The following is a 23416-nucleotide window of genomic DNA, read 5'->3' as shown; positions in this document are numbered from 1 at the left end:
GACAGTCTCCTTGGCGATGATGGCCCCCGGCGCAAACGCCGGGGAGCCAGAGGCCTGGACGCCGGACCGCGTCCGGGCGGCGATGGAGTCGCCGTGCCTGATGCTGCAGGAAGCGTGCCCGCTTTACTCCTCGTACGCGCTCATCGGCACGCAGGAGCAGAACAGGTTGCGATCGCCGTAGACGTTGTCGGCACGGCCGACCGGCGGCCAGTACTTCTGCGTCCGCAGCGAGGCGACCGGATAGGCGGCTTCCTCACGGGTGTACTTGTGGTTCCACTCGTTGGCAGTAATGACCGCGGCGGTGTGGGGCGCGTTCTTCAGCGGATTGTCTTCGCGGTCGAAGCTGCCGTCCTCGACGCGCGCAATTTCCTTGCGGATCGCGATCATCGCGTCGATGAAGCGGTCGAGCTCGTGCAGCGCCTCGCTCTCGGTCGGCTCGATCATCAGCGTGCCCGGCACCGGGAAGCTCATGGTCGGCGCGTGAAAGCCATAGTCCATCAGACGCTTGGCGACATCCTCGTTGCTGATGCCGGTCGCCTTCTGGATCGGACGCAGGTCCAGGATGCACTCGTGCGCGATATGGCCGTTGCCGCCGGTGTACAGCACCGGGTAATAGTCGGACAGCCGCTTGGCGACGTAGTTGGCCGCGAGAATCGCGTTCTCGGTCGCCGCGGTCAGGCCGCGCGCGCCCATCATCGCGATATACATCCACGAGATCGGCAGGATGCTGGCCGAGCCGTAGGGCGCGGCCGAGATCGCGCCGATGCCGTTGTCGGCGCGGCGATAGCCGCTGCTGGCGTGGTTCGGCAGGAACGGCGCCAGATGCGCGCCGACCGCGACCGGACCGACGCCCGGGCCGCCGCCGCCGTGCGGAATGCAGAAGGTCTTGTGCAGGTTCAGGTGCGACACGTCGCCGCCGAACTGCCCCGGCGCCGCGGTGCCGACCATCGCGTTCATGTTCGCGCCGTCGACGTAGACCTGACCGCCATGGCTGTGGACGATCTCGCAGATGCGCTGCACGCCTTCCTCGAACACGCCGTGCGTGGACGGGTAGGTGATCATGATCGCGGCCAGGTTCTTGCTGTGCTGCGCGGCCTTCTTCTCCAGATCGGCCAGATCGACGTTGCCGTCCTCGTCGCAGGCCACCACCACCACCTGCATGCCGGCCATCTGCGCCGAGGCCGGGTTGGTGCCGTGCGCCGACGACGGGATCAGGCAGATGTTGCGATGGCTCTCGCCGCGGCTCGCATGGTAGGCGTGGATGATCTGCAGGCCCGCGTATTCGCCCTGCGAGCCGGCGTTCGGCTGCAGGCTGACGGCGGCGTAGCCGGTGGCCGCGGACAGCATCGCTTCGAGCTGGCCGATCATCTCGCGGTAGCCGACGGTCTGGTCGTCCGGCGCAAACGGATGGATGCTCGAGAACTCCGGCCAGGTGACCGGAATCATCTCGCTGGTCGCGTTGAGCTTCATCGTGCAGGAGCCCAGCGGGATCATGGTGCGATCGAGCGCGAGGTCCTTGTCGGCCAGCATGCGCAGATAGCGCAGCATCTCGTGCTCGGCATGGTGGGTGTTGAACACCGGATGCGTCAGGTAGGCGCTCTGTCGCGACAGTTCAGCGGGATAGCCGTTATCGGCCGCGGCTTCGATCGCATCGAAGGCGGGCACCGGCTTGTCCTGCGCGAAGATCTCCCACAGTGCGACCACATCGTCGCGGGTGGTGGTCTCGTCCAGCGAGATGCCGACGTGCGCGGCACCCGCGCGGCGCAGATTGATGCGGCGCGCGGCGGCCGCGGCGTGGATCGCCTCGGTGGCGGCGCCGGTCTCGATCGTCAGCGTGTCGAAGAAGCTTGCGTTGGTACGCGCGTAGCCCAGCGCCTGCAGGCCGCCGGCCAGCGTCGCGGTCAGGCGATGCACGCGTTGGGCGATCCGCTTCAGGCCCTGCGGCCCGTGATAGACCGCGTACATCGACGCCATGACCGCCAGCAGCACCTGCGCAGTACAGATATTCGAGGTCGCCTTCTCGCGGCGGATATGCTGTTCGCGGGTCTGCAGCGCGAGCCGGTAGGCCGGGTTGCCCTGGGCGTCGACGGTGACGCCGACCAGGCGGCCGGGCATCGAGCGCTTGTAGGCGTCCTTGACGGCCATATAGCCGGCGTGCGGGCCGCCGAAGCCGAGCGGCACGCCGAAGCGCTGCGAGTTACCGACGGCCACGTCGGCGCCCCATTCGCCCGGCGCGCTCAACAGCGTCAGCGCCAGCAGATCCGCCGCGGCGACCACCAGGCCGCCGGCCGCGTGGACCGCATCGGCGATCGCGCGGTAATCCGCCACGTCGCCGTTGACGCCCGGGTATTGCAGCAGCACGCCGAACGCATGCGCCTGCGCCGCGTCGGCAGCGGGACCGACCTTGACCTCGATGCCAAGCGGCAGCGCGCGCGTGCGCACCACTTCGATGGTCTGCGGCAGCACGTCGTCGGCCACGTAGAACGTATTGGACGCGTGCTTGTTCACGCGCTGCAGCAGCGTCATCGCCTCGGCGGCGGCAGTGCCTTCGTCGAGCATCGACGCGTTGGCGATATCGAGGCCGGTCAGGTCGGTGACCATCTGCTGGAAGTTCAGCATCGCTTCCAGGCGGCCCTGCGAGATCTCGGGCTGGTACGGCGTGTAGGCGGTGTACCAGGCCGGGTTCTCGAAGATATTGCGCAGGATCACGCCGGGCGTCAGCGTGTTGTAGTAGCCCTGGCCGATGAAGCTCTTGAAGACCTTGTTCTTGCCGGCGATGCCGCGCAGCTTGGCCAGCGCGGCTTCCTCGCTCAGCGGCTCGGTGAATTCGCCCAGCGGCATGCCGTCGCGGCGGCGGATCGCGGCCGGGATGATGGCATCCATCAGCGCGGCGCGGCTGTCGTAGCCGAGCACCTTCAGCATGTGCTGCTGTTCGGCGGCGTCGGGACCGATATGGCGATGGGAGAAGGCGTCGCGAGCTTCGAGTTCGGCCAGCGAAGGGCGAGCGGATTGAGCGGCGTTCATGGGCAGGGGAGCGTTCATGGCAAGTGACTCGGAGAGGCGGGCCGGGACATGGTGGTCAGCCATGGCGCCCGGCGCCGCGGGCAGTGGCGCTGCGCTTATGCGCCCATTCAGGCGCCGACGCTGGCCTTGTAGGCGTCGGCCGTCATCAGACCGTTGACGTCGTCGCCGTTGGCCGGCTTGATCTTGAACAGCCAGGCATCGAAGGCGTTGGCGTTGACGCTCTCGGGCGCGTCCTTGACGGCGTCGTTGACGGCGACCACTTCGCCGGCCACCGGCGCGTAGATGTCCGACGCGGCCTTGACCGATTCGACCACGGCCAGCGCGTCGCCGGCGCCGACCGTCTTGCCGACCTCGGGCAGTTCGAGGAAGACGATGTCGCCGAGCGCATCCTGCGCGTGATCGGTGATGCCGATCGTCAGCGTGCCGTCAGTTTCGACGCGCACCCATTCGTGCGACTCGGTGTACTTCAGGTCAGCGGGGAAATTCATCGAGATTCTCCAATTTCAGATTCTTGTGTCGCGCCGCCGCGGTGCCGTAGGGGGCCGAAAGTGGCCGCGGGGCGCAGGGTGACCGGTGGACGATGTCCGAAGCGAGCCGTCAGCTTCTGTCAGCTCACGAGTGCCTTGCCATTGCGCACAAACGGCAGTTTAACCACAGTCGCAGTCAGTTTGCGGTCGCGAATCAGCACCTGGACTTCGCTGCCGAGCGCCACATCCTTGGGCAGGCGCGCGAAGGCAATCGATTGGGACAGCGTCGGGCTGAAGGTGCCCGAGGTGATCTCGCCCTCGCCGGCAGCGGTCAGCACGGTCTGATGGGCGCGCAGCACGCCGCCCTTGTCACGCAGGATCAGCCCGGCGAACTGCTGGCGCTGGCCGTTGGCCACCAACGCGGCCTTGCCGACGAAATCGCGCTCGCTCTGCAGATCGACGGTCCAGGCCAGGCCTGCGTCGAGCGGCGAGGTATGGATGTCCATGTCCTGGCCGTACAGGTTCATGCCGGCTTCGAGCCGCAGCGTGTCGCGTGCCCCGAGGCCGGCCGGGCGCACGCCGGCGGCATGCAGCTTTTCCCATACCGCGGCGACGTTCTCCGCCGGCACCACCAGCTCGAAGCCGTCCTCGCCGGTGTAGCCGGTGCGGGCCACCATGATTTCGCCAATCGCGGCGTCCTCGACCACCATCGCGTTGAAGGGCTTGAGCGCTTCGCTCGGCTGGGTCGACGGGAAGGCGCTCCAGACCTTGGCGCGCGCGTTCGGCCCCTGCACGGCGACGATGGCCAGCGGCGCGGCGCCATCGGCGGCGTTATCGGTACGGCGCGGCGTGATGGTGACGTTGGCGCCGGTGTCGGCATTGCGCTGGCGGATCCAGTCGATATCGCCGGTCGCGGTGCTGGCGTTGACCACCAGGCGGAAGCGGTCCTCGGCGAAGAAATAGACGATCAGGTCGTCGATCACGCCGCCGTTGGGGTCGAGCATGCAGGAGTACAGCGCCTTGCCGGGGGTCTGCAGCTTGTCGACGTTGTTGGCGAGCAGTTCGCGCAGGAAGGCGCGGGTATTGGGTCCGGCGAGATCGACGACGCACATGTGCGAGACGTCGAACATGCCCGCATCGCTGCGCACCGCGTGGTGTTCCTCGATCTGCGAGCCGTAGTTGACCGGCATGTCCCATCCGCCGAAATCGACCATGCGGGCGCCGAGGGCGCGGTGGATGGCGTTGAGGGGCGTGGCCTGGAGCGTCATGGATTCCTCGGAGCGTGGCATCGTTCGGTCCGGCGCGCGCGGCGCGCCAAACAAAAAAGGGTCATCCGTCGCGCGCTCGATAAGAACCGTCGCGACGGATGACCCCCTCTGTCCTCGATACCTGAGAGATTACGGCGGGCCTTGCTGTCCTTGCGACAGGCTGACCACGCTGTGCGCCCCTTCGGTGGACACGCTCATCATTCAATTGATGAATGGCGGGTGTCGCTCTCCAGAGTTCGGCATACATCGTGTGCATGCTGCATGCCGATCCGCCCGGTCCATGGTGCCTGAGAGTTTTCGGGTGATTCCCCTTCGGCGGCGCGAGTGAAAAGCACGTTGCACTAAGCAGGTCGCGCGCTCTCCCGGACGGATGGCGCGACTCTAACCGCAGGCTTGGCGGCTGTCAACGCGAGAGCGGCGCCGCCGAGGAGACCGTCCAGGGGCGACGGCGAGCGCCGGCCGCCGTGTTAACATCGCCCGCTTCGACCCGTTCGGCCCTTCCGCGGCGCTTCTACAGTTCGGCGGTTGGCCCGCACGGATCGCACCCTCGGCCCGCATCCCTCGCGATGCCGGCGCCGCCTCCCGCTGTACCCGATTTCCGATCCCCGACCGATGACCCACGGACTGAACGCCGCCCAATCCGAAGCCGTCCGCTATCTGGACGGCCCCTGCCTGGTGCTCGCCGGCGCGGGCTCGGGCAAGACCAGGGTGATCACGCAGAAGATCGCGCATCTGATCGAGGACAAGGGCTTCGAGCCCCGCCACATTGCCGCGGTGACCTTCACCAACAAGGCCGCCAAGGAGATGCAGGAGCGCATCGCCAAGCTGATGGAGGGCAAGACCCGCGACGGCAAGCGCATCCCGCTGCGCCAGCTGACGGTCTGTACCTTCCACTCGCTCGGCGTGCAGATCCTGCGCGCCGAGGCCGAGCACCTGGGCCTGAAGCCGCAGTTCTCGATCATGGACGCCGACGACTGCTTCGGCCTGATCCAGGAACAGCTGGCGACCACCGACAAGAAGCTGATCCGCAGCGTGCAAAGCACGATCTCGCTGTGGAAGAACGGCATGGTCGACCCAGAGACCGCGATCGCCGAGGCCACCGATGCCGACCAGCACCAGGCGGCGCTGATCTACCGCAACTATGTCGCCACGCTGGCCGCCTACCAGGCGGTCGACTTCGACGACTTGATTCGCCTGCCCGCCGAGCTGTTCGCGCGCGACGAAGCCGTGCGGCTCAAGTGGCAGAACCGGCTGCGCTACTTCCTGGTCGACGAATACCAGGACACCAACGCCTGCCAGTACCAGCTGCTGAAGCTGCTGGCCGGTGGCTCGCATCTGCGCGCGCCGGCCTTCACCGCGGTCGGCGACGATGACCAGGCGATCTACGGCTGGCGCGGCGCCACGCTGGACAATCTGCGCCTGCTGCAGACCGACTTCCCGAACCTGAAGGTCATCAAGCTGGAGCAGAACTACCGCTCCACGGTGCGCATCCTGCAGGCGGCCAACGCGGTGATCGCCAACAACCCCAAGCTGTTCGACAAGACGCTGTGGAGCGAGCACGGCATGGGCGATCCGATCAGCGTGACGCCGATGAACGACGAGGAGCATGAGGCGGAGTCGGTGGTGTTCAGGCTGTCGGCGCACAAGTTCGAGCGGCGCGCGCAATTCCGCGACTATGCGATCCTCTATCGCGGCAACCACCAGGCGCGGCTGTTCGAACAGATCCTGCGCCGCGAGCGCATTCCCTACGTGCTGTCGGGCGGTCAGAGCTTCTTCGACAAGGCCGAGATCAAGGACATCTGCGCCTATCTGCGGCTGATCGCCAATCCCGACGACGATCCCGCCTTCATCCGCGCGGTCACCACGCCGCGTCGCGGGGTCGGCAATACCACGCTGGAGGTGCTGGGCACCTTCGCCGGCCAGGCCAAGGTCTCGCTGTTCGAGGCCGCGATGATGGGCGGCATCGAAGGCAAGCTGCAGCCGCGCCAGCTCGAGCCGCTGCGCACCTTCTGCGAGGCGATGGTGCGGCTGGCGGACCGCGCCGCGCGCGACCCGGCCACCGAGGTGCTCGACGACCTGATGGAAGGCATCCACTACGAAGCCTATCTGTACGACACCTTCGATGAGCGCCAGGCCCAGGCCAAATGGACCAATACGCTCGAGTTCCTCGACTGGCTCAAGCGCAAGGGCACCAAGCCGGAGGCGGCGGACGGCGAGGCGACCGGCTTCGACACCGCCGACGGCTTCGGCGACGAAGGCAAGAACCTGCTCGAGCTGACGCAGACCGTCGCGCTGATGAGCATGCTCGAAGGCCGCGAGGAAGATCCCGACGCGGTGCGGCTGTCAACGCTGCACGCGTCCAAGGGCCTCGAATATCCGCACGTGTTCCTGGTCGGCGTGGAGGAAGGCATCCTGCCGCATTGCCGCGAGGACGAGGACCTGAGCGACGAGAAGATCGAGGAGGAGCGGCGCCTGATGTATGTCGGCATCACGCGCGCGCAGCGCAGCCTGCATATCAGCTGGTGCAAGAAGCGCAAGCGCGCGCGCGACACTTACTCGTGCCAGCCGTCGCGCTTTATTGCCGAGATGAAGCTGGAGGAGGCCCCGGCGCCGAAGGACGAGACGCCGGCGATGAGTCCGAAGGACAGGTTGGCAGGACTGAAGGCGTTGCTGGGGACCAAGGCCGCGACCGGCTGACGCGCAGCGGCCGGTGCGCCGGGCGAACGCCGAATCGCCGGCCCTTGATGTCGGTCAAGTCCGGCGCGCACCTGTCTGGCTAGCATCGAAGCGGATTCCTCAGAAGGCCGCCCGATGGTAACGACCGTCCCCCATTTCGCTCGCGAAGCCGCTGCCGAAGTCGCTCGCGGAACCGCTCCCCCAGCCTCTGCGCATTCCGTCATCCGCCGCGGCGACCTCGCCGATTTCCGCGCGCTGGCCGAGCGCATCGACGTCAACGGACCGCGCTACACCTCGTACCCGACCGCCGACCGCTTCCATGCGGGCTTCGGCGAAGACGCGTACCTGTCCGCGCTGGACGACTGCCGCGCAGCGGGCGCCGGCGCGCCGTTGTCGCTCTACCTGCATATCCCGTTCTGCGAGAACATCTGCTACTACTGCGGCTGCAACAAGATCATCACGCGCGACCATGGCCGCAGCGCGCGCTACGTCCGTTACCTGGCGCGCGAGATGGCGCTGGTGGCGGCCCGGCTGGGCGAGCGCCGGCCGGTCGTGCAGTCGCACTGGGGCGGCGGTACGCCGACCTTCCTCGATCCCGCCGAAATGCGGCAGGTCATGGCCGCGCTGCACCGGCACTTCGACCTGCGGGCGGACGGCGAGCATTCGATCGAGATCGATCCGCGCCGCGTCGACGACGAACGGATGGCGCTGCTGGCCGAGCTCGGCTTCAACCGCGTCAGCCTCGGCGTGCAGGACTTCGATCCCGAGGTCCAGGCCGCGATTCACCGCGTGCAGCCGGTGGAAGACACGCGCCGCGTGGTCGCCGCTTCTCGGCGGCTCGGCTTCCTGTCGATCAGCATGGACCTGATCTACGGCCTGCCGCACCAAACCGCCGCCCGCTTCGGCGCCACGATCGAGCGGGTGCTGGAGATGCGGCCCGACCGCCTGTCGCTGTACAGCTATGCGCATCTGCCGCATGTCTTCAAGCCGCAGCGTCGGATCGACGAGGCCGCGATGCCGTCGGCCGGTGAAAAGCTGGACATCCTGGTCTCGGCGATCGAGCGGCTGACCGCCGCAGGCTATGTCTATATCGGCATGGACCACTTCGCGCTGCCGGGCGACGCGCTGGCGCGTGCCCAACGTGACGGACGGCTGCAGCGCAACTTCCAGGGCTATGCCACGCATGCCGGCCACGACCAGCTCGGTTTCGGTATCTCGGCGATCGGCGCGGTGGCCGGCCGCTATGTACAGAACGCCCGCACGCTGGACGACTACTACGGCGCGCTCGATGCGGGCAAGCTGCCCGTGCTGCGCGGCCACGTCTGCGATGGCGACGACCGGCTGCGCAAGGAAATCATCGGCGCGCTGATGTGCCATGGCGAACTGGATACGGCCGAAGTCGCGCGGCGGCACGACATCGACTTCGACGCCGAATTCGCCGCCGAGGGCGCCGAACTGGCGTCGCTGGCAGCGCAGGGGCTGGTACGGCTGTCCGATGGGCGGATCGAGGTGACGCCGTTGGGACGGCTGCTGGTGCGGCGCGTGGCCATGGTGTTCGACCGCTATCTTCATGGCGAGCGGGCGGCCGCCGTCCAGCCGGTTGCGGATCCCGTTCCCGATCAGGCGGCGACGCACCCGCTGCTGCGGATGCCGCCGACATCCCGCTCCGGGGCGGCGCCGACGGCCCGGTACTCGCGCGTGGTCTAGCGCGGCCAGACGCCCGACGTAAAAAAGCCAGCGGCATGCCGCTGGCTTTTTTGTCCTGCCGAGGCGAGCGCCGCGCTGGCGCCCCCGGTCTTACTTCGACGCGTTGACCATGTAATCGGCCGCGGCGATCACGTCGGCGTCGGGACCGGCGTAGCCACCCTTCGGCGGCATCACGCCCTTGCCCTTCAGCGCGAAGTTGTGGACGGCGTCCATGCCTTCCTTGATACGCGGCGCCCAGGCGGCCTTGTCGCCGACCTTCGGCGCACCGGCGACGCCGGCGGCGTGGCAGGCGGCGCAGACCTGGTCGTAGACGCGCTTGCCGACCTCGGCCGATGCGGCGGCAGGCGCTGCAGCCGTGGTTTGCGCCGGCGCGGCGGCTGCCGGAGCCGGCGCGGCCGGTGCTGCCGGGGCAGCGGCGGCGGGAGCGGCAGCAGCCGGGGCGGTCGCCGCAGCGTCAGCCGCCGGCGCCGCAGGTTCCGAAGCCGCAGCGGTGGTCGCCGCCGCCGGTGCCGGCGCGGCCGGCTCCTGCAGCTTGCCGCCGGCCGAGTTGACCAGATGCACCATCGCACGGTCCAGTTCGTAATCGGAGAAGTCGTCCGGCGAGGTGCCGGCGCGCGGGGGCATCGCGCCCTTGCCGGCGATCACCGACTTCAGCAGGCCGTCGTGGCCCTGGCCGAGGCGGGCGCTCCAGTCGCCCGCGGCGCCAAACTTCGGCGCACCGGCCGCGCCGGTGGCGTGGCAGGCCGCGCAGACGGCGGTATAGACCTGTTCGCCGGTCTTGAAGACGCGCGGCGCATTGGGATCGCGCAGTTCGAGCGAGGCCACCGGCTTGATGCGGTCAACCACCGCCTCCGCCGTATCGGTGGAGCCGGCGCCTTCCGGGCCGCCGTAGCCGACGAAGCTGACCAGCAGGATGATCACGGTGATCGGCACCACGAAGGCGGCAATCACCACAGCGATCAGCTGCTTCGGGGTCTTGATGGGAGACTCGTGTTCGTTATGGACGTCGCTCATGCTGAACTCTCGATTTTGCAGGAAACCCGTGACCGCTCCGCTTGGCGGCCTTTCGTTGGTCCGTGTCTTGGGCCTGACTGCCGCCCCCTCCGCGCATCCGAGTCTGCCGAGCCTGACAGCCACACCCCATGCCGCCTGGCGCGCCGTCCGTGTGGACGAGACGCAGCCCCGCTTTTGCGCAAATAACGGGCGATTATAGCCGTAAAGCCCCTCCCGATGGCGCGAAAAGCGCCTCGGACGAAACCCGTAGGCCCCGGGAAATCATGCATCGGCATGGACGCGCTACGGCAAACACGGTATCCTATGCGACTTTCCGACAGCGGCGCTCGCCGCTGTCGACCGCGCGGCTCCCGCCGCCTCTCGTGCGCCCGTAGCTCAATGGATAGAGTACTGCCCTCCGAAGGCAGGGGTTGCTGGTTCGATCCCAGCCGGGCGCGCCAAATTTCCCATCGCTTGCACTGGCGTGCCGCCGCCCTGCGTGACCATGGCGAATCGGCCTGTCAGCCTTGGCTATCATCGTGTGCCCGCGCACGGCGAATCATGTTCTGGATCTGATCGTTTGTGCTCCTCGTAAGGAGTTCAACATCAGGATGATTCCGCTGGAAGACGCGGAAAATCTCGTCGGCAAACGCCTGGCCGATCGTTTCCACGCCGTCGAAATCGAGAATCACCGTCTTGAACCGCTCTATTCGGGCAAGAAGTCGCTGAGCCTGCGAGCGCGACAGCAGACTCTCGGCGCCCATCTTCGCGAGGCGAACCGGCACAATGGTCTTGCTGAAGGTGTACTCGTCCGGCTCCGCGAACTGGTCAAATACTTCTCGCAGGGCGCGCGGGCACGCATTGCCGTGTCGCATATATACGGTGGTACCCTGCGTTTTCGCGTCTTCATATCCATGCTCCAACAGCAGGTCAGGTCCGTCGTGGACATGATCGAAAACCAGTCCGCCGGAGAAAATGCCGTAGGAATCGAAAGCGCGCGAAGAAAAGAAAATTCCTTCGCCGGAATGGTTGCCTGGATCCGTCGTCAACTTCCCTTTTGCCAATTCCAGAATGGCTTGACGCTCATCCGGCAGTTTGCATAGGCGAGTAATACGGCGGAAGATTCCTTCCCCATCGTCCGTGATCAAGCAACTGCCATAGGCTGCGTTCACAAACAACTGCACGCGCAGGGTTGTCCCTTGAGAATGGTCAATGGCGTTGTTGATCATTTCAGTGATCCCATACTCCCAAATACCCAACGACTCCGACGTGACGTAATCGACAAGATACGGCTTTGCATACTGGGCCCAGATGACGTGTTCCTCCAGGCCCGCGAGCGGGAAGGTCTCGTCCAGATGCGCCAACGTGCTCAGGGTGTATGTCTTTGGACGTTGTCCGCTGCCGGGATGCAGATAGCCACGGTGGACGAGACGAGAGAGCATGGCCGCCGCCGCCTGACGGGAAATGCCGCGTTCCTGTTGAAGTGGGCCGACAAGCGCCATTTCAGAGCGCTCGGCAAACTGAGCGCTCAGGAACCGTACGATGTCAATGTCAAGCTGCATACGAGCGGATGACAAGATGGGTGGATGAATATGACAACATGATACTCGGCTATGTTGACATAGCCCATCAGGAAACAAGCGCAAATTTGCAAAAACCGAGCGCGGTGACGATGAGTCCACACAGGCAGTGCCGCTCCCGCGGTTCCCGTCGTCGGCCCATCTGCCATGCTCCTGACACCACGCTGTCAGCAGCCCCCTCGCAAACTGCGGTCTCCTTCAACGACCACCGAGGTGGCATCATGCAAAACGTTCTGATCAACTGGCTGGAGATTCCTGTCGTCGATATGGGCCGGGCCGTGCAGTTCTACGAGCGGGTCTTCGAGACGCAGCTGCGCCGCGAGACGATGAGCGAGATCGATATGGCAATCTTTCCGCATTCGCATTCGGGTGGCGCGCTGGTGGCTGGCGAGGGCTTCAAGCCGAGTACCGAGGGCAGCCTGCCTTATCTGCATACGCCCGCGCTCAATGACTTGCTGGCGCGTGTGGCCGGAGCGGGGGGCAAGACGGTGTTCGGACCGATGGAGCTGCCGGACGAGATCGGCCGGATCGCCCACATCATCGACAGCGAAGGCAACAAGATCGGCCTGCACGAGCCGGTGCCTGCCAACCGCTGATCCTGCCCAGACCGGCCTGACTGACTTACCTCCTCACTCACGCCAATGAGCCGCCGCGCCGACCGCCTGTTCCAGATCGTCCAGGTCCTGCGCGGCCGCCGCCTGACCACGGCGGCGCTGCTGGCGCAGCGGCTCGGCGTGTCCGAGCGTACGGTCTATCGCGACATTCAGGCGCTGTCGGTCTCCGGCGTGCCGATCGAGGGCGAGGCGGGGATCGGTTATCGGCTGCGGGCGGACTTCGACGTGCCGCCCTTGATGTTTTCCGGCATCGAGGTCGAGGCGCTGGTCGCTGGCCTGCGGATGCTGAAGGCCTGGGGCGGCGGCGCGCTTGCCGCCGCGGCCGATCCGGCGCTGGAGAAGCTGGTGGCGGCGCTGCCGCCGACGCGCCGGCTGTCGGCGCAGCAGAGCCGGGTGTTCGCGCCGGCCTACATGCATGACAGCAAGGTCCGCGAGGCCTTCGATGTCGTCCACGGCGCCATGGGGGAGCAGCGGCTGCTGCGGCTCGATTACTGCGACGCGCAGCAGCGGCTCACGGAACGCGTGGTGCAGCCGCTGGGCCTGTTCTTCTGGGGCAATGTCTGGCTGCTCGCCGCCTGGTGCACCGCGCGCGAGGACTATCGCAGCTTTCGCCTGGATCGCTGCCGAGCGATCCGCATGCTCGACGACCGTTTCCACGAGACGCCCGACCGTTCGCTGAACGGCTTCCTGAAGGCGGTCAAGGCCACCGGTTACTGAGGGGCACGCTAAGCCTCGACAGCGTTTTCGACGAGACGCGCGACCGTTCGCTGAGCCGCTTCCTGAAGACGGTCGAGGCACCGGTTACTTGGGAGCGCGCCGCGCCCCGACAGTGTTCCTGTGTTCGGCGCTACACTTGCCGGCTCGATGCATACCGGTGCCCCCACCGGCGTCGACCCCTATCCATCCCGTCCAGGAGAATCCCCCGTGAGCCCGTCCCAGGTCACGATCCGCGCGGTATTGACCGGCACCGCCAAGCCTTATGGCGGACCCAGCAAGCCCGGCAAACAGAGCGCGATCGACAAGCAGCCGATCGAGGGGCCGATCTTCGTCGACACGCTGGGCCTGCAAGGCGACGAGCAGGGCGACCGCCGCATCCACGGCGGGCCGGAAAAGGCGGTCCATTGTTATCCGTGGCAGCACTACGCGAACTGGCGGCAGGACATCGGCCCCTTGCCGGTGCTGGAGCGCGCCGGCGCGTTCGGGGAGAACCTGAGCTGGGCGGGCGGGGACGAGCATGACGTCTGCCTGGGCGACGTCTGGCGGATCGGCTCGGCGACCTTGCAGCTGTCGCAGCCGCGCCAGCCCTGCTGGAAGCTGAACGTGCGATTCGGGCGCGACGACATGTCGGCGCTGGTGCAGCAGAGCCTGCGCATCGGCTGGTATTTCCGCGTGCTCGTGCCGGGCAAGCTGCAGGGCGGCGACGTGCCGGAGCTGGTCGAGCGACCCCATGCCGATTGGTCGGTGGCGCGGCTTGCCGGCCTGGTGCGCGACCGCGAGACCGATCCCGAACTGCTCGATGCGGTGCTGGCGTTGCCGCTGGTTGACTCGTGGCGTCGGTTGTTCGAGCGGCGCCGTCAAAGCGGTGCGGTCGAGGACTGGGCCGCGAGACTACGGGGATAGCGCGCGCGTCGCGCGAGTCTCCAACGCCGCCCGGGCCGGAACTTTGCCCAACGTGCGCCGGACTGACCTTGAAGCACGCCGTCACGCCCCCAGTTGCCCGACCATGCCCGTCGCCATCCCGCACCACGAGTACCAGATCACCGCGATCCGCGCCCAGGGGGCGGGCGGGCAGAACATCAACAAGGTGTCCAACGCGGTGCATCTGCGCTTCGATGTCCGCGCCTCGTCGCTGGCCGACGACCACAAGCAGCGCCTGCTGCAGTTGCACGATCACCGCATCACCCGCGACGGCGTGATCGTGATCAAGGCGCAGCAGCATCGCAGTCTCGAACTCAATCGCGACGAAGCGGTGCGGCGCCTGCATGAGCTGGTCGATAGTGTGGCGGTGCCGCCGCCGGTGCGCCGGCCGACGCGGCCGACGTTGGCGTCGAAGCTGCGGCGGCTGGAAGGCAAGACGCAGCGCAGCCAGATCAAGGCCTTGCGCGGCCGGATCGCCGAGTAGGGCATCCGGGCCGGCTTCCTGCTCACGAATCAACCCCTGACGATTTACCTGCGGTCGGCCGACGGTCGGAATCTCGTCCGGACGCCCCGTCGGCCGTCTCTGCTTGGCAGAAATCCACGGATCGTTGTCCGAAGGCCAGGCAACGGGACTTTTAAGCTCGGTGGCATCCCTGCGAACGACAGGAAATCCGAGGAAAGTCCCGATGAAGCCGATGTCCCCGATGTCTCATGCCCGCGTGCTGGCGGTCTGCCAGGCGCTGTTCACGTCCGCGCTGTCGGTCGATCTGACGCTGACCGGGCTGGTCGGCTACACGCTGGCGCCCGACAAGGCGCTGGCCACGGTGCCGTTCGCGCTGATCACGGTGGCATCGGCGGTGACCGCGATCGCCGCGGCCTTTCTGATCGAGCGGCTCGGACGGCGGCTGGCGTTCTGCCTGGGCGGGATCGCCTGCACCGCGGGCGGGCTGATCTCGGTCTGGGCCATCGCCCATCACGATTTCCTGGCCTTCTGCGCCGGCACCGCGCTGGTCGGCGTGTTCCAGGCGTTCGCGCGCTTCTATCGGCTGGCCGCCGCCGATGCCGCGCCGGCCGCCGACAAGCCGCGCGCGATCTCGGCGGTGCTGACGGGCGGCGTGGTGGCCGCGGTCTGCGGACCGGCCATCGCCGCCTGGTCGACCGACCTGATGAGCCCGCTGCCGTTCGCCGGTTCCTATGCCGTGGTGGCCGCCTTCGGCGTGGCGACGGTGCTGCTGCTCGCGTTTGCCTATCGCGAGCCGCCTCCGCCGCCGGCTGGCAGCAACCCGGACTCGCAATTGCCGGCGCGGCCGCTCGGCGAGATCGTGCGTCAGCCGGTGTTCCTGGCGGCCTTCGCCAACAACGGCATCGGCAACGCCGTGATGATGTTCGTGATGACCGCCACGCCGATCGCCGCGGTCGCCTGCAACCACACCATCGCGCAAGGCGCGCAGATCATCGAATGGCATCTGGTGGGCATGTATGCGCCGTCGTTCGTGTCGGGCTGGCTGCTGCAGCGCTTCGGCAATCCGGCGATGCTGATGGCCGGGATCGGACTGTCGGCGCTCTCCAGCGTGATCGCGCTGGCCTCGACGTCGCTGCCGGCGTTCTATGCCGCCTTGCTGTGCCTTGGCGTCGGCTGGAATTTCATGTTCGTCGGTGGCACCACGTTGCTGACCAGCAGCTATCGCGATGCCGAGCGCGCGCGGACGCAGGCGGTGGCGGAGTTCTCGACCGCGGTGCTGACCGCCGTCGCGACGCTGGCGGCCGGGCAGATCCTGCACCACTACGGCTGGGATGCGGTGAACCTGGCAGCCTTGCCGGCGCTGGCCGTGGCGCTGGTGATCACGCTGGGCTGGCAACGGCGCAGCCGGGCGCTCGCGCCGGTATGATCGGCCGCATCCCGGCCTTCACGCTCGCCCTGATCAGGACCTTGCCCGATACCCCCATGCCCGCCCATCTGCATTCCGTCCCCGACACGCCGCGCGTGGTGCTGATCGTCGCACCGGACCCGGCGCAGGAGCTCGACGTCACCGGTCCGACCGCGGTGTTCGGCCAGGCCAACCGCCTGTCGGGCCGGCCCGGTCCGGCGTATCACATCCGCGTCGCCAGCGTCAGCGACGATGCGGTGATCCGCACCGAGAGCGGCATCCGGCTGCTGGCCGATGCGCCGTTCCATCGCATCGCCGAGACGCTTCCCGGACCGGTAGACACGCTGTTGCTGGCGGGCGGCGCCGGCCATGCGGCTGCCGCGGACAACGCCGCGCTGATCAACTGGCTGCGGGAGATGGCGCCGAAGGTGCGCCGGCTCGGCGCGGTCTGCACCGGCGCCTTCGTGCTGGCGCGCACCGGGCTGCTCGATACGCAGCGTGCCACCACGCACTGGCGCCATGCCGAGAAGCTGGCGCGGCGGCATCCGCGCGTGATGGTCGATGCCGATCCGATCTGGATCCAGGCCGGGCGCCTGTACACCTCGGCAGGCGTCACCGCCGGCATGGACCTGTCGCTGTCGCTGGTCGAGGACGACCTGGGCCACGCCACCTCGCTGGCGGTGGCGCGGGAACTGGTGCTGTTCCTGCGCCGGCCGGGCAGCCAGGCGCAGTTCTCCAGCGCGCTGCAGGCGCAGGCAGCGCAAAGTCCGGAGCTGAGGGAGTTGCAGGGATGGATCGCCGACCATCTCGACGCGGACCTGTCGGTCGGCGCACTGGCGGAGCGGGTGGCGATGAGCCCGCGCAATTTTGCGCGGGTATTCGCACGGCAGGTAGGGCAGACGCCGGCGCGCTATGTCGAGACGCAGCGGGTCGAGGCGGCGCGGCGAATGCTGGAACAGAGCGATCGCCGGCTGGAGACGGTGGCGCGCATGGCGGGATTCGGCAGCGCCGACGGCATGCGGCAGGCCTTTCTGCGGCACCTGCGCACCACGCCGGAACGCTATCGCGCCGCGTTCCGCGCGCAGTCGACGCCAACGCAGACGCAGGCGGCACCGCGGGAACCGGTAAACGCGGCCGCCTGACGCGGCGGCCGCGGCCGGTTCCCGATCTTCGGGATCAGCGGGTGCCTTGCAGCGCCGCGATACGGGCCTCGATCGGCGGGTGGCTGGCGAACAGCGCCATCCACGACTTGCCGCCCGAGATGCCCATCGCCTGCATGTTCTGCGGCAGGCCGTCGCTTTCCAGACCGCCCAGGCGCCGCAGCGCGGACACCATCGGCGTGGGCGTGCCCATCAGCCGGGCTGCGCCGGCATCGGCGCGGAACTCGCGGTAGCGCGAGAACGCGGCGACGATCAGGCTGGCCAGGATGCCGAACACGATTTCGCAGACGATCACGGTGACGATGTAGCCGATGCCCGGGCCGCTCGACTCCTCGTCGTTACGGCGCAGCATCGAGTCGACGAAGTAGCCGACCACGCGGGCGAGGAAGATCACGAAGGTGTTCACCACGCCCTGGATCAGCGTCAGCGTCACCATGTCGCCATTGGCCACGTGGGCGACCTCGTGCGCCAGCACGGCCTCGGCCTCCTCGCGCGACATGCTCTGCAGCAGGCCGGTCGAGACCGCCACCAGCGAGCTGTTCTTGGTCGCGCCGGTGGCGAAGGCGTTGGGTTCGCCCTCGTAGATGGCGACTTCGGGCATCGGCAGGCCGGCGCGCTGCGCCAGCTTCTCGACGGTCTGCATCAGCCACAGTTCGGTGCTGGTGCTGGGGTGAGTGATCACCTGGGCGCCGGTGGACCATTTGGCGATGGTCTTGGACATCAGCAGCGAAATGAAGGCACCGCCGAAGCCCATCAGCGCGGCGAAGGCGAGCAGCGTGCCAAGGTTCAGGCCGTTGGCGGTCAGGAAGCGATTCACCCCGAGCAGGCTCGCGGTGATGCTCAGCACGATCATGACGGCGAGGTTGGTCGCCAGGAAAAGCAGGACGCGTTTCATCTTGGTTCAGTCAGCAGGGAAAAGGCGCGGACAGGGCCGCATGGCGAAGGCCCGTGATGCCACGGGGCTTCGGGTTCGGAATCGGCGCGGATGGCCGGAATCAGCCGCGCGGCGGGCGCGGCAGCAGGGGCAGGTCGGGTTCGGGCAGCCGCAGCGCGGCGTAGGCAGGCGGGCCGATGCGGCCGCCGGCGTCCGTCATTGCGGGCGCGGAGGGAAGCAGCAGCTGTTCGGCCAGGTCAGCCCCCGACGGTGCGGCTTCGCCGGCTTCGGCGAACGGGGAGGGCGTGGGCGCGCCGCAGTCCGGTGACGCATCGCCGATCGCGCTCGGGGAGGCGGCGGTGGCGCTGGCCACTGCGGAGTCGATGCTGTCGATGACCTCGATGGCGTCGATGATCGCCACGGATCCGATCCCCTGCGCGGCCGAGTTGCCCGCGGGCAGGCCGGCACCTGCCCAGCCATGCAGCGGCAGCAGGGCAAGCAGCAGCGGCAGCAGCGACAGCCGGAGCAGCCGCTGCAGCGATCGCACGAAGGTGGCGGAGCGCAGCACGAGGTTCGAGTGGGGTATCGAAAAGTAATCCGGGGCGGCCGCAAGCCACGGGGCCGACCCCGGTTGCGGCGATTCTACCCGAGATACGAACGCGCCATTCGTGGCGCCAGAGCGCTTGCCATACGTTGCCGACGCCAAGGCGCCGAACCTGAGGCTTGCCGGCACCTGAGACACCGCGTCGCAGGTAATCCGCTTTCCGCTGCACTACACTGCCCCTTGAAAACCCTGTAAACGCTACAAGGTAAGCGTCATGAGAATCGGAGAACTGGCCCGCCGGTCGGGCTGCGATGCGGAGACGATCCGCTACTACGAGCGCGAAGGGCTGCTCGACGCGCCACAGCGCGAGGACAACGGCTATCGCCGCTACGGCGATGCCCATCTGGTGCAGCTGAACTTCGTCCGCCATTGCCGCTCGCTCGGCATGAGTCTGTCCGACGTGCGCCGCTTGCGCGATTTTGCCCGCGACCCTAGCGCCGCCTGCGACGGCATCAATGCGCTGCTGGACCGGCAGATCGAGCAGATCCACGCGCAGCGCCTGGCGCTGGAGGCGCTGGAGACCCAGTTGCGGGCGCTGCGGCATACCTGCCAGGAAGGTCACCGGGGCCACCCAGGCCACCGCGCCAGCGAGTGCGGCATCCTGCAGAACCTGCAGCAGGCGGCCGGCGGCGGGCCGTGCGAGTGCCACCGCACCGAAGCCGGGCAGCCGCACTGAACTTCGGCGGCCCGACGCCACGCCGCTTCGCCGGTGCTGTGCTAGCATCCCGCTAACCGGTCACGCGATTCGTCGCGTCCGCTTTTTTTTTGAGCCGCCGGTTTTAGTTTCCCGATTACAACGTTCGGGACCCGCGCCCGCCAGGGCCGCGTCCCCAAACCGAACCCATCGCCGATGTTCGCTCGACGCTTCGTCTCGTTCGCCCAGGCCCGCCGCCTTGCCCGGCTGGCCGGCGTGCGCGTGGCGCAGCAGATTGCGAACGCGGCCCGGATGCGCGCTCCGTTGATGCGCGCACCGCGCATGGCGGCCGGCCTGGCCGCCGTCCCTTCCCGCCGGATCACGCGCCGAATCTCCGCCCCGCTTGATCCCGCCCGGTTCCCAGCCTAGCCGCACAGCAGTCGCGCCGGGCCAGCCGAACCGGGCCCGAGCCTCCTTTTCCGGATCGTTTTTCTGCCAGGCGTTCCGCTCTACCGAGCCGCGCGCCGCGCGCCCACCGGCACCATCGCCACGCGGACGCCGATCCGGCCGAATTCACCAGACAAGCAAGACAAGCGCGCCCCGCGGCGCGCAAGCCAATACAGGAGCCGCCATGAATGCATCCGCTTCGCTGCAGCCCACGCTGTACCTGACCGAACTCGACGTGACCCGCCTGGAGCGCATCGCCAGCCGGGCGCCCGCCAACGGCATCGCCGAGATGCTGGACGACCTGCTGGCGCGCGCGGCGATCGTGCCGCCCGACGCGATCCCGCAGGACGTGGTGACGATGAACTCGACGGTGCGCTGCGCGCTGGAGGGCGATCCGGCGCCACGCGAGTGGACGCTGGTGTACCCCGACAACGCCGATTTCGAGGCAGGCCGGATCTCGGTGTTCTCGCCGGTCGGCCAGGCGCTGCTGGGCGCCCGTGCCGGGGAGTCGGTCAGCTACCGGCTGCCGGACGGCCGGGAGCAGCGCGTCACGGTGCTCGAGCTGTCCTATCAGCCCGAGGCCAACGGGCAGTTCACGCTGTAGTTCGGGCGGTAAAGGGCCGGCGGCCCGGCTGCGGCGCCTCGCCCCCGGGGCGCCGCTTGTTCCGCCACGATGACGTTTCACGGCGCGCAACGCACCATTCGTCGCAGCCCCATTTGTGGCCGCAAGGCCAGGGACTAACCTTCAACCCGTGCTCACATGGCGACATAGATCGCTCAGGGGCAGCAGGTAGCTGACACACAAGACAAAGCTCAGTTGAAGGAGTCCCAAATGATCACCAGCCGTATCATCGGCGGCGCGCTGGCCGCCATCGTGGCCGCGACCTCGGCGGTCGCCGTGGCAGCGCCCGCCACCTCCAGCAAGGTCGGCAAGTTCGACGTCTATGCCGATGCGCTGCGCGCCGGCAAGTTCAACACCTTCACCGACGGCGCCCGCCAGGGCAAGTTCGATACCTTCAGCGAAGGGGCCCGCCAGGGCAAGTTCGATCCCTACAGCGAAGGCACGCGCCAGGGGCAGTTCGACAGCTTCAGCGAAGGCGCTCGTGCGCCCAGCGGCGAGATTGCCGCCAGCTCGCTCGACAACGCCCGCAGCGGTGACGGTTCGCTGTACGGCTATCGCGTCTGACGCCGCGCCGGCGCCGCGTTCGCGGTGGCCACATCTGGCCACCGCCACGCCAGCGCGCCGGCCACACCGGTTTATCTCCCACCTGCCCGGTTGACCTCCCTTCCTCCTTCTCTCTCTCTCCGGGTGGGTGTTTTTTATTCCGCAGTACCGTGGCTCGCCGAACCCGGCGCGCGCTACAGCTGGCGCGCCGCGAAGGCGTCGCAGCGGCCGATATCGGCAGATTCGAGTCCGCGCCGCAGCCAGCGGACGCGCTGCTCGCTGGTCCCGTGCGTGAAGGCTTCCGGCACGACATAGCCTTGCGATTGCCGCTGCAGGCGGTCGTCGCCGATCGCGGCGGCGGCCTGCAGCCCTTCTTCGATGTCACCGGGTTCGAGCAGCTGCTGATTGGCGCGTTGCGCCGCCGCGGCCCAGACGCCGGCCAGGCAATCGGCCTGCAGTTCCATCCGCACCGACAGCTGGTTGGCCTGCGCCTCGCCCATGCGGCGACGCGCGCTGTCGACCTTGTCCGCCACGCCGAGCAGGTTCTGCACGTGGTGGCCGACCTCGTGCGCGATCACATAGGCCTGGGCGAAATCGCCGGCAGCGCCGAAGCGCTTGCGCAGTTCGTCGTAGAACGCCAGATCGATATAGACCTTCTGGTCGGCCGGACAATAGAAGGGGCCCATCGCGGACTGGCCCATGCCGCATGCCGTCTGCGTGGCACCGGTGAACAGCACCAGCGTGGGCGGCTCGTAGCGCCGGTTCAGCTCGGTTTCGAATAGCCGCGACCAGGTACGCTCGGTACTGCCAAGCACCTTGCGGACGAACACGGACATCGGATCGCTGGCGGGAGGGCCCTGGTTGGCCTGCTGCTGGGGCGCTTCGGACTGCTGCAGCACCGAGGCGCCCTGCATGATCACGGTGGGATCGATGCCGAAGAAATACGAGGCGGCGAGCGCCACCAGGATGGTGCCGATGCCGATCGTCTTGGGACCGGCACCGAAGCCTCTGCCGCCTCGCCGGTCTTCCACGTGTTGGCTTTCGGCTTCGTCGTCAAGGCGCATGGTGGCTCCGCTGGTTCAGGGTGCGCGGCCACGGAAAACGGGCGAAGGAAGACCCGGCCGCGAAGTGCCGCCAAGTATAGCAATGGCGGCACCGCGCGGGTGCCGGAGAGGTCGCCGCGGGCGGCGCCGGTTTTATGCGGGCACGGCGCTGGCAGCCTCGATCGCGACGGTGGCCGGCACCTTGCTGCCGCCGACCTCGGCGACCCGCAGCAGATTGGTGGTGCCGCCCTGACCGAACGGCATGCCGGCTGCGATCGTGATCTGGTCGCCGGGCTCCGCATAGCCTTCGGCCAGCGCCGCGCGGGTCGCGGCATCGACCATCTCGTCGACGCTCTGCACGTCCGGGCTGACGGTCGAATGCACCCCCCAGGCCAGCGCCAGCCGCCGCGCGATCTCGACATGCGGCGTGATGCTGACGATCGGCGCGCACGGCCGCTCGCGCGCGGCGCGCAATGCCGTGGCGCCCGACGACGTATAGGTCACTGTCGCCGCTGCGCCGATGATCTGCGTGACCTCGCGCAGCGCGGCGCAGATCGCGTCCTGGCGAGTGGACAGCGGCGCCTCGTGCTGGGCGTCGAGCAGATTGCGATAGAGCGGGTCGCGTTCGACCTCGGTGATGATGCGGTTCATCATCGCAACCGCGGGCACCGGATGACGGCCGTTGGCCGATTCGGCCGACAGCATCACCGCGTCGGCGCCGTCGTAGATCGCGCTGGCGACGTCGGATGCCTCGGCGCGCGTGGGCACTGGCGAGTCGATCATCGATTCGAGCATCTGCGTGGCGATCACGATGGGTTTGCCGAGCTGGCGGCACACACGCAGGATGCGTTTCTGCACGCCGGGCACGCGCTCGGGCGGCAGTTCCACGCCGAGGTCGCCGCGCGCGACCATCACCGCGTCCGACACCCGGACGATCTCGTCGAGCTGCTGCAGCGCGGCCGGCTTCTCGATCTTCGACAGCACCCCGGCGCGCGTGCCGATGATCTCGCGCGCCTCGACGATGTCCGAGGGACGCTGCACGAACGACAGCGCGATCCAGTCGGCGCCGAGCGACAGCGCGAATTCCAGGTCGCGGCGATCCTTGTCGGTCAGCGCGGGAATCGGAATCACCGCGTCCGGCACGTTGACGCCCTTGCGATCCGACAGCGTGCCGTGATTGATCACGCGCGTGGCGATGCTGCCCGCGGACACCGATTCGATCCGCAGCTGCACCTTGCCGTCGTCGATCAGCAGCGACTGGCCCGGCGCGGCGACGCGAAAGAGTTCGGGATGGGGCAGATGCACGCGCGTTGCATCGCCCGGGGTCGGATCGCTGTCGAGCACGAAGGGATCGCCGGCCTTGACCGCGACCTTGCCGACCGCGAAGGTGCCGATGCGCAGCTTCGGTCCTTGCAGATCGGCCAGCACCGCGATCGGGCGGCCGGTCTCGGCCTCGACCTGGCGCACGGCCTGATAGCGCTGGCGATGGTCCTCGTGCGTGCCGTGGCTGAAGTTCAGCCGGAACACGTCGGCGCCGGCCTCGAACAGTTGCCGGATCACCGCGATATCGGTGCTAGCCGGTCCGAGCGTGGCAACGATCTTGGCTTTGCGCTGGCGTCTCATGGTGTCTCCTGGTGCGGTATTGGCAGTGTTG

Annotated in this window: 20 protein-coding genes, 1 tRNA gene and 2 riboswitches; of the genes, 12 read left to right on the top strand and 9 right to left on the bottom strand. The window is 67.9% G+C overall.

Annotated features, from left to right (window positions below):
* Positions 1-123: 123 nt before the first annotated feature.
* The 3 genes from gcvP to gcvT form a co-directional block, all read right to left on the bottom strand.
* Complete coding sequence (gcvP, locus tag HTY53_RS08050; RefSeq protein ID WP_174105977.1) at positions 124-3042, bottom strand: aminomethyl-transferring glycine dehydrogenase; 2919 nt, start codon at positions 3040-3042, stop codon at positions 124-126.
* 89 nt (positions 3043-3131) lie between these two features.
* Complete coding sequence (gene gcvH / locus HTY53_RS08045) at positions 3132-3512, bottom strand: glycine cleavage system protein GcvH (protein WP_006576219.1); 381 nt, start codon at positions 3510-3512, stop codon at positions 3132-3134.
* Positions 3513-3631: 119 nt separating this feature from the next.
* The gene (gene gcvT / locus HTY53_RS08040) at positions 3632-4759 is read right to left on the bottom strand and encodes a glycine cleavage system aminomethyltransferase GcvT (RefSeq protein WP_174105976.1); all 1128 of its coding nucleotides are present in this window, start codon (positions 4757-4759) and stop codon (positions 3632-3634) included.
* 98 nt (positions 4760-4857) lie between these two features.
* Positions 4858-5002: riboswitch (glycine riboswitch) on the bottom strand.
* Between the two features lie 21 nt (positions 5003-5023).
* A riboswitch (glycine riboswitch) is annotated at positions 5024-5134 on the bottom strand.
* A gap of 237 nt (positions 5135-5371) precedes the next feature.
* Here gcvT and HTY53_RS08035 point away from each other — a divergent pair.
* Together HTY53_RS08035 and hemN are read left to right on the top strand one after the other, a co-directional pair.
* Complete coding sequence (locus HTY53_RS08035; protein WP_174105975.1) at positions 5372-7456, top strand: UvrD-helicase domain-containing protein; 2085 nt, start codon at positions 5372-5374, stop codon at positions 7454-7456.
* Positions 7457-7570: 114 nt separating this feature from the next.
* A complete protein-coding gene (gene hemN, locus HTY53_RS08030; RefSeq protein WP_174105974.1) occupies positions 7571-9142 on the top strand; it encodes an oxygen-independent coproporphyrinogen III oxidase in 1572 nt (523 codons plus the stop codon).
* A gap of 90 nt (positions 9143-9232) precedes the next feature.
* On the opposite strand, the gene HTY53_RS08025 is transcribed toward hemN, so the two are convergent.
* A complete protein-coding gene (locus tag HTY53_RS08025; protein WP_174105973.1) occupies positions 9233-10156 on the bottom strand; it encodes a c-type cytochrome in 924 nt (307 codons plus the stop codon).
* 364 nt (positions 10157-10520) lie between these two features.
* On the opposite strand from HTY53_RS08025, the gene HTY53_RS08020 reads away from it, so the two are divergent.
* Positions 10521-10596, top strand: a tRNA-Arg gene (locus tag HTY53_RS08020).
* Between the two features lie 60 nt (positions 10597-10656).
* Here the strand turns inward: HTY53_RS08020 and HTY53_RS08015 are convergent.
* Entirely contained in the window at positions 10657-11697 is a 1041-nt protein-coding gene (locus tag HTY53_RS08015) for an STAS-like domain-containing protein (protein WP_174105972.1), read from the bottom strand.
* A 239-nt stretch (positions 11698-11936) separates the two neighbouring features.
* On the opposite strand from HTY53_RS08015, the gene HTY53_RS08010 reads away from it, so the two are divergent.
* The 6 genes from HTY53_RS08010 to HTY53_RS07985 all read left to right on the top strand — a co-directional run bounded on the left by HTY53_RS08010 (position 11937) and on the right by HTY53_RS07985 (position 16977).
* Positions 11937-12311, top strand: coding sequence for a VOC family protein (locus HTY53_RS08010; protein WP_174105971.1), 375 nt, complete (start codon positions 11937-11939; stop codon positions 12309-12311).
* A 45-nt stretch (positions 12312-12356) separates the two neighbouring features.
* On the top strand, positions 12357-13046 hold the full coding sequence (locus HTY53_RS08005; protein WP_174105970.1) for a helix-turn-helix transcriptional regulator: 690 nt from the start codon (positions 12357-12359) through the stop codon (positions 13044-13046).
* A gap of 207 nt (positions 13047-13253) precedes the next feature.
* Positions 13254-13949, top strand: a complete 696-nt coding sequence (locus HTY53_RS08000; protein WP_368040944.1) for an MOSC domain-containing protein — start codon at positions 13254-13256, stop codon at positions 13947-13949.
* Positions 13950-14052: 103 nt separating this feature from the next.
* Positions 14053-14451: an alternative ribosome rescue aminoacyl-tRNA hydrolase ArfB gene (arfB, locus tag HTY53_RS07995; protein ID WP_174105968.1), complete on the top strand. Its 399-nt coding sequence runs from the start codon at positions 14053-14055 to the stop codon at positions 14449-14451.
* Positions 14452-14653: 202 nt separating this feature from the next.
* The gene (locus HTY53_RS07990; RefSeq protein WP_174105967.1) at positions 14654-15856 is read left to right on the top strand and encodes an MFS transporter; all 1203 of its coding nucleotides are present in this window, start codon (positions 14654-14656) and stop codon (positions 15854-15856) included.
* 56 nt (positions 15857-15912) lie between these two features.
* Positions 15913-16977: a GlxA family transcriptional regulator gene (locus HTY53_RS07985; protein ID WP_174105966.1), complete on the top strand. Its 1065-nt coding sequence runs from the start codon at positions 15913-15915 to the stop codon at positions 16975-16977.
* Between the two features lie 34 nt (positions 16978-17011).
* Here HTY53_RS07985 and htpX read toward each other — a convergent pair whose 3' ends face one another.
* Entirely contained in the window at positions 17012-17890 is an 879-nt protein-coding gene (gene htpX / locus HTY53_RS07980) for a protease HtpX (RefSeq protein WP_174105965.1), read from the bottom strand.
* A 100-nt stretch (positions 17891-17990) separates the two neighbouring features.
* Entirely contained in the window at positions 17991-18437 is a 447-nt protein-coding gene (locus HTY53_RS07975; RefSeq protein WP_368040943.1) for a hypothetical protein, read from the bottom strand.
* Positions 18438-18687: 250 nt separating this feature from the next.
* Between HTY53_RS07975 and HTY53_RS07970 the strand changes: the two genes are divergently transcribed.
* The 3 genes from HTY53_RS07970 (at position 18688) to HTY53_RS07960 (ending at position 20740) form a co-directional block, all read left to right on the top strand.
* Positions 18688-19149: a Cd(II)/Pb(II)-responsive transcriptional regulator gene (locus HTY53_RS07970; protein WP_174105964.1), complete on the top strand. Its 462-nt coding sequence runs from the start codon at positions 18688-18690 to the stop codon at positions 19147-19149.
* A gap of 589 nt (positions 19150-19738) precedes the next feature.
* Complete coding sequence (gene rnk / locus HTY53_RS07965; RefSeq protein WP_174105963.1) at positions 19739-20158, top strand: nucleoside diphosphate kinase regulator; 420 nt, start codon at positions 19739-19741, stop codon at positions 20156-20158.
* Between the two features lie 228 nt (positions 20159-20386).
* Complete coding sequence (locus HTY53_RS07960; RefSeq protein ID WP_053822808.1) at positions 20387-20740, top strand: hypothetical protein; 354 nt, start codon at positions 20387-20389, stop codon at positions 20738-20740.
* Positions 20741-20913: 173 nt separating this feature from the next.
* Here the strand turns inward: HTY53_RS07960 and ypfJ are convergent, their stop codons facing one another.
* Entirely contained in the window at positions 20914-21783 is an 870-nt protein-coding gene (ypfJ, locus tag HTY53_RS07955) for a KPN_02809 family neutral zinc metallopeptidase (RefSeq protein WP_174105962.1), read from the bottom strand.
* Positions 21784-21915: 132 nt separating this feature from the next.
* Complete coding sequence (gene pyk, locus HTY53_RS07950; RefSeq protein WP_174105961.1) at positions 21916-23385, bottom strand: pyruvate kinase; 1470 nt, start codon at positions 23383-23385, stop codon at positions 21916-21918.
* Positions 23386-23416 lie beyond the last annotated feature (31 nt).

The organism is Cupriavidus gilardii (assembly GCF_013314895.1).
Lineage (GTDB): Bacteria > Pseudomonadota > Gammaproteobacteria > Burkholderiales > Burkholderiaceae > Cupriavidus > Cupriavidus gilardii_C.
The sequence above is the reverse complement of the archived record's forward strand: the minus strand, read 5'-3'. Positions and strand labels throughout refer to the sequence as shown.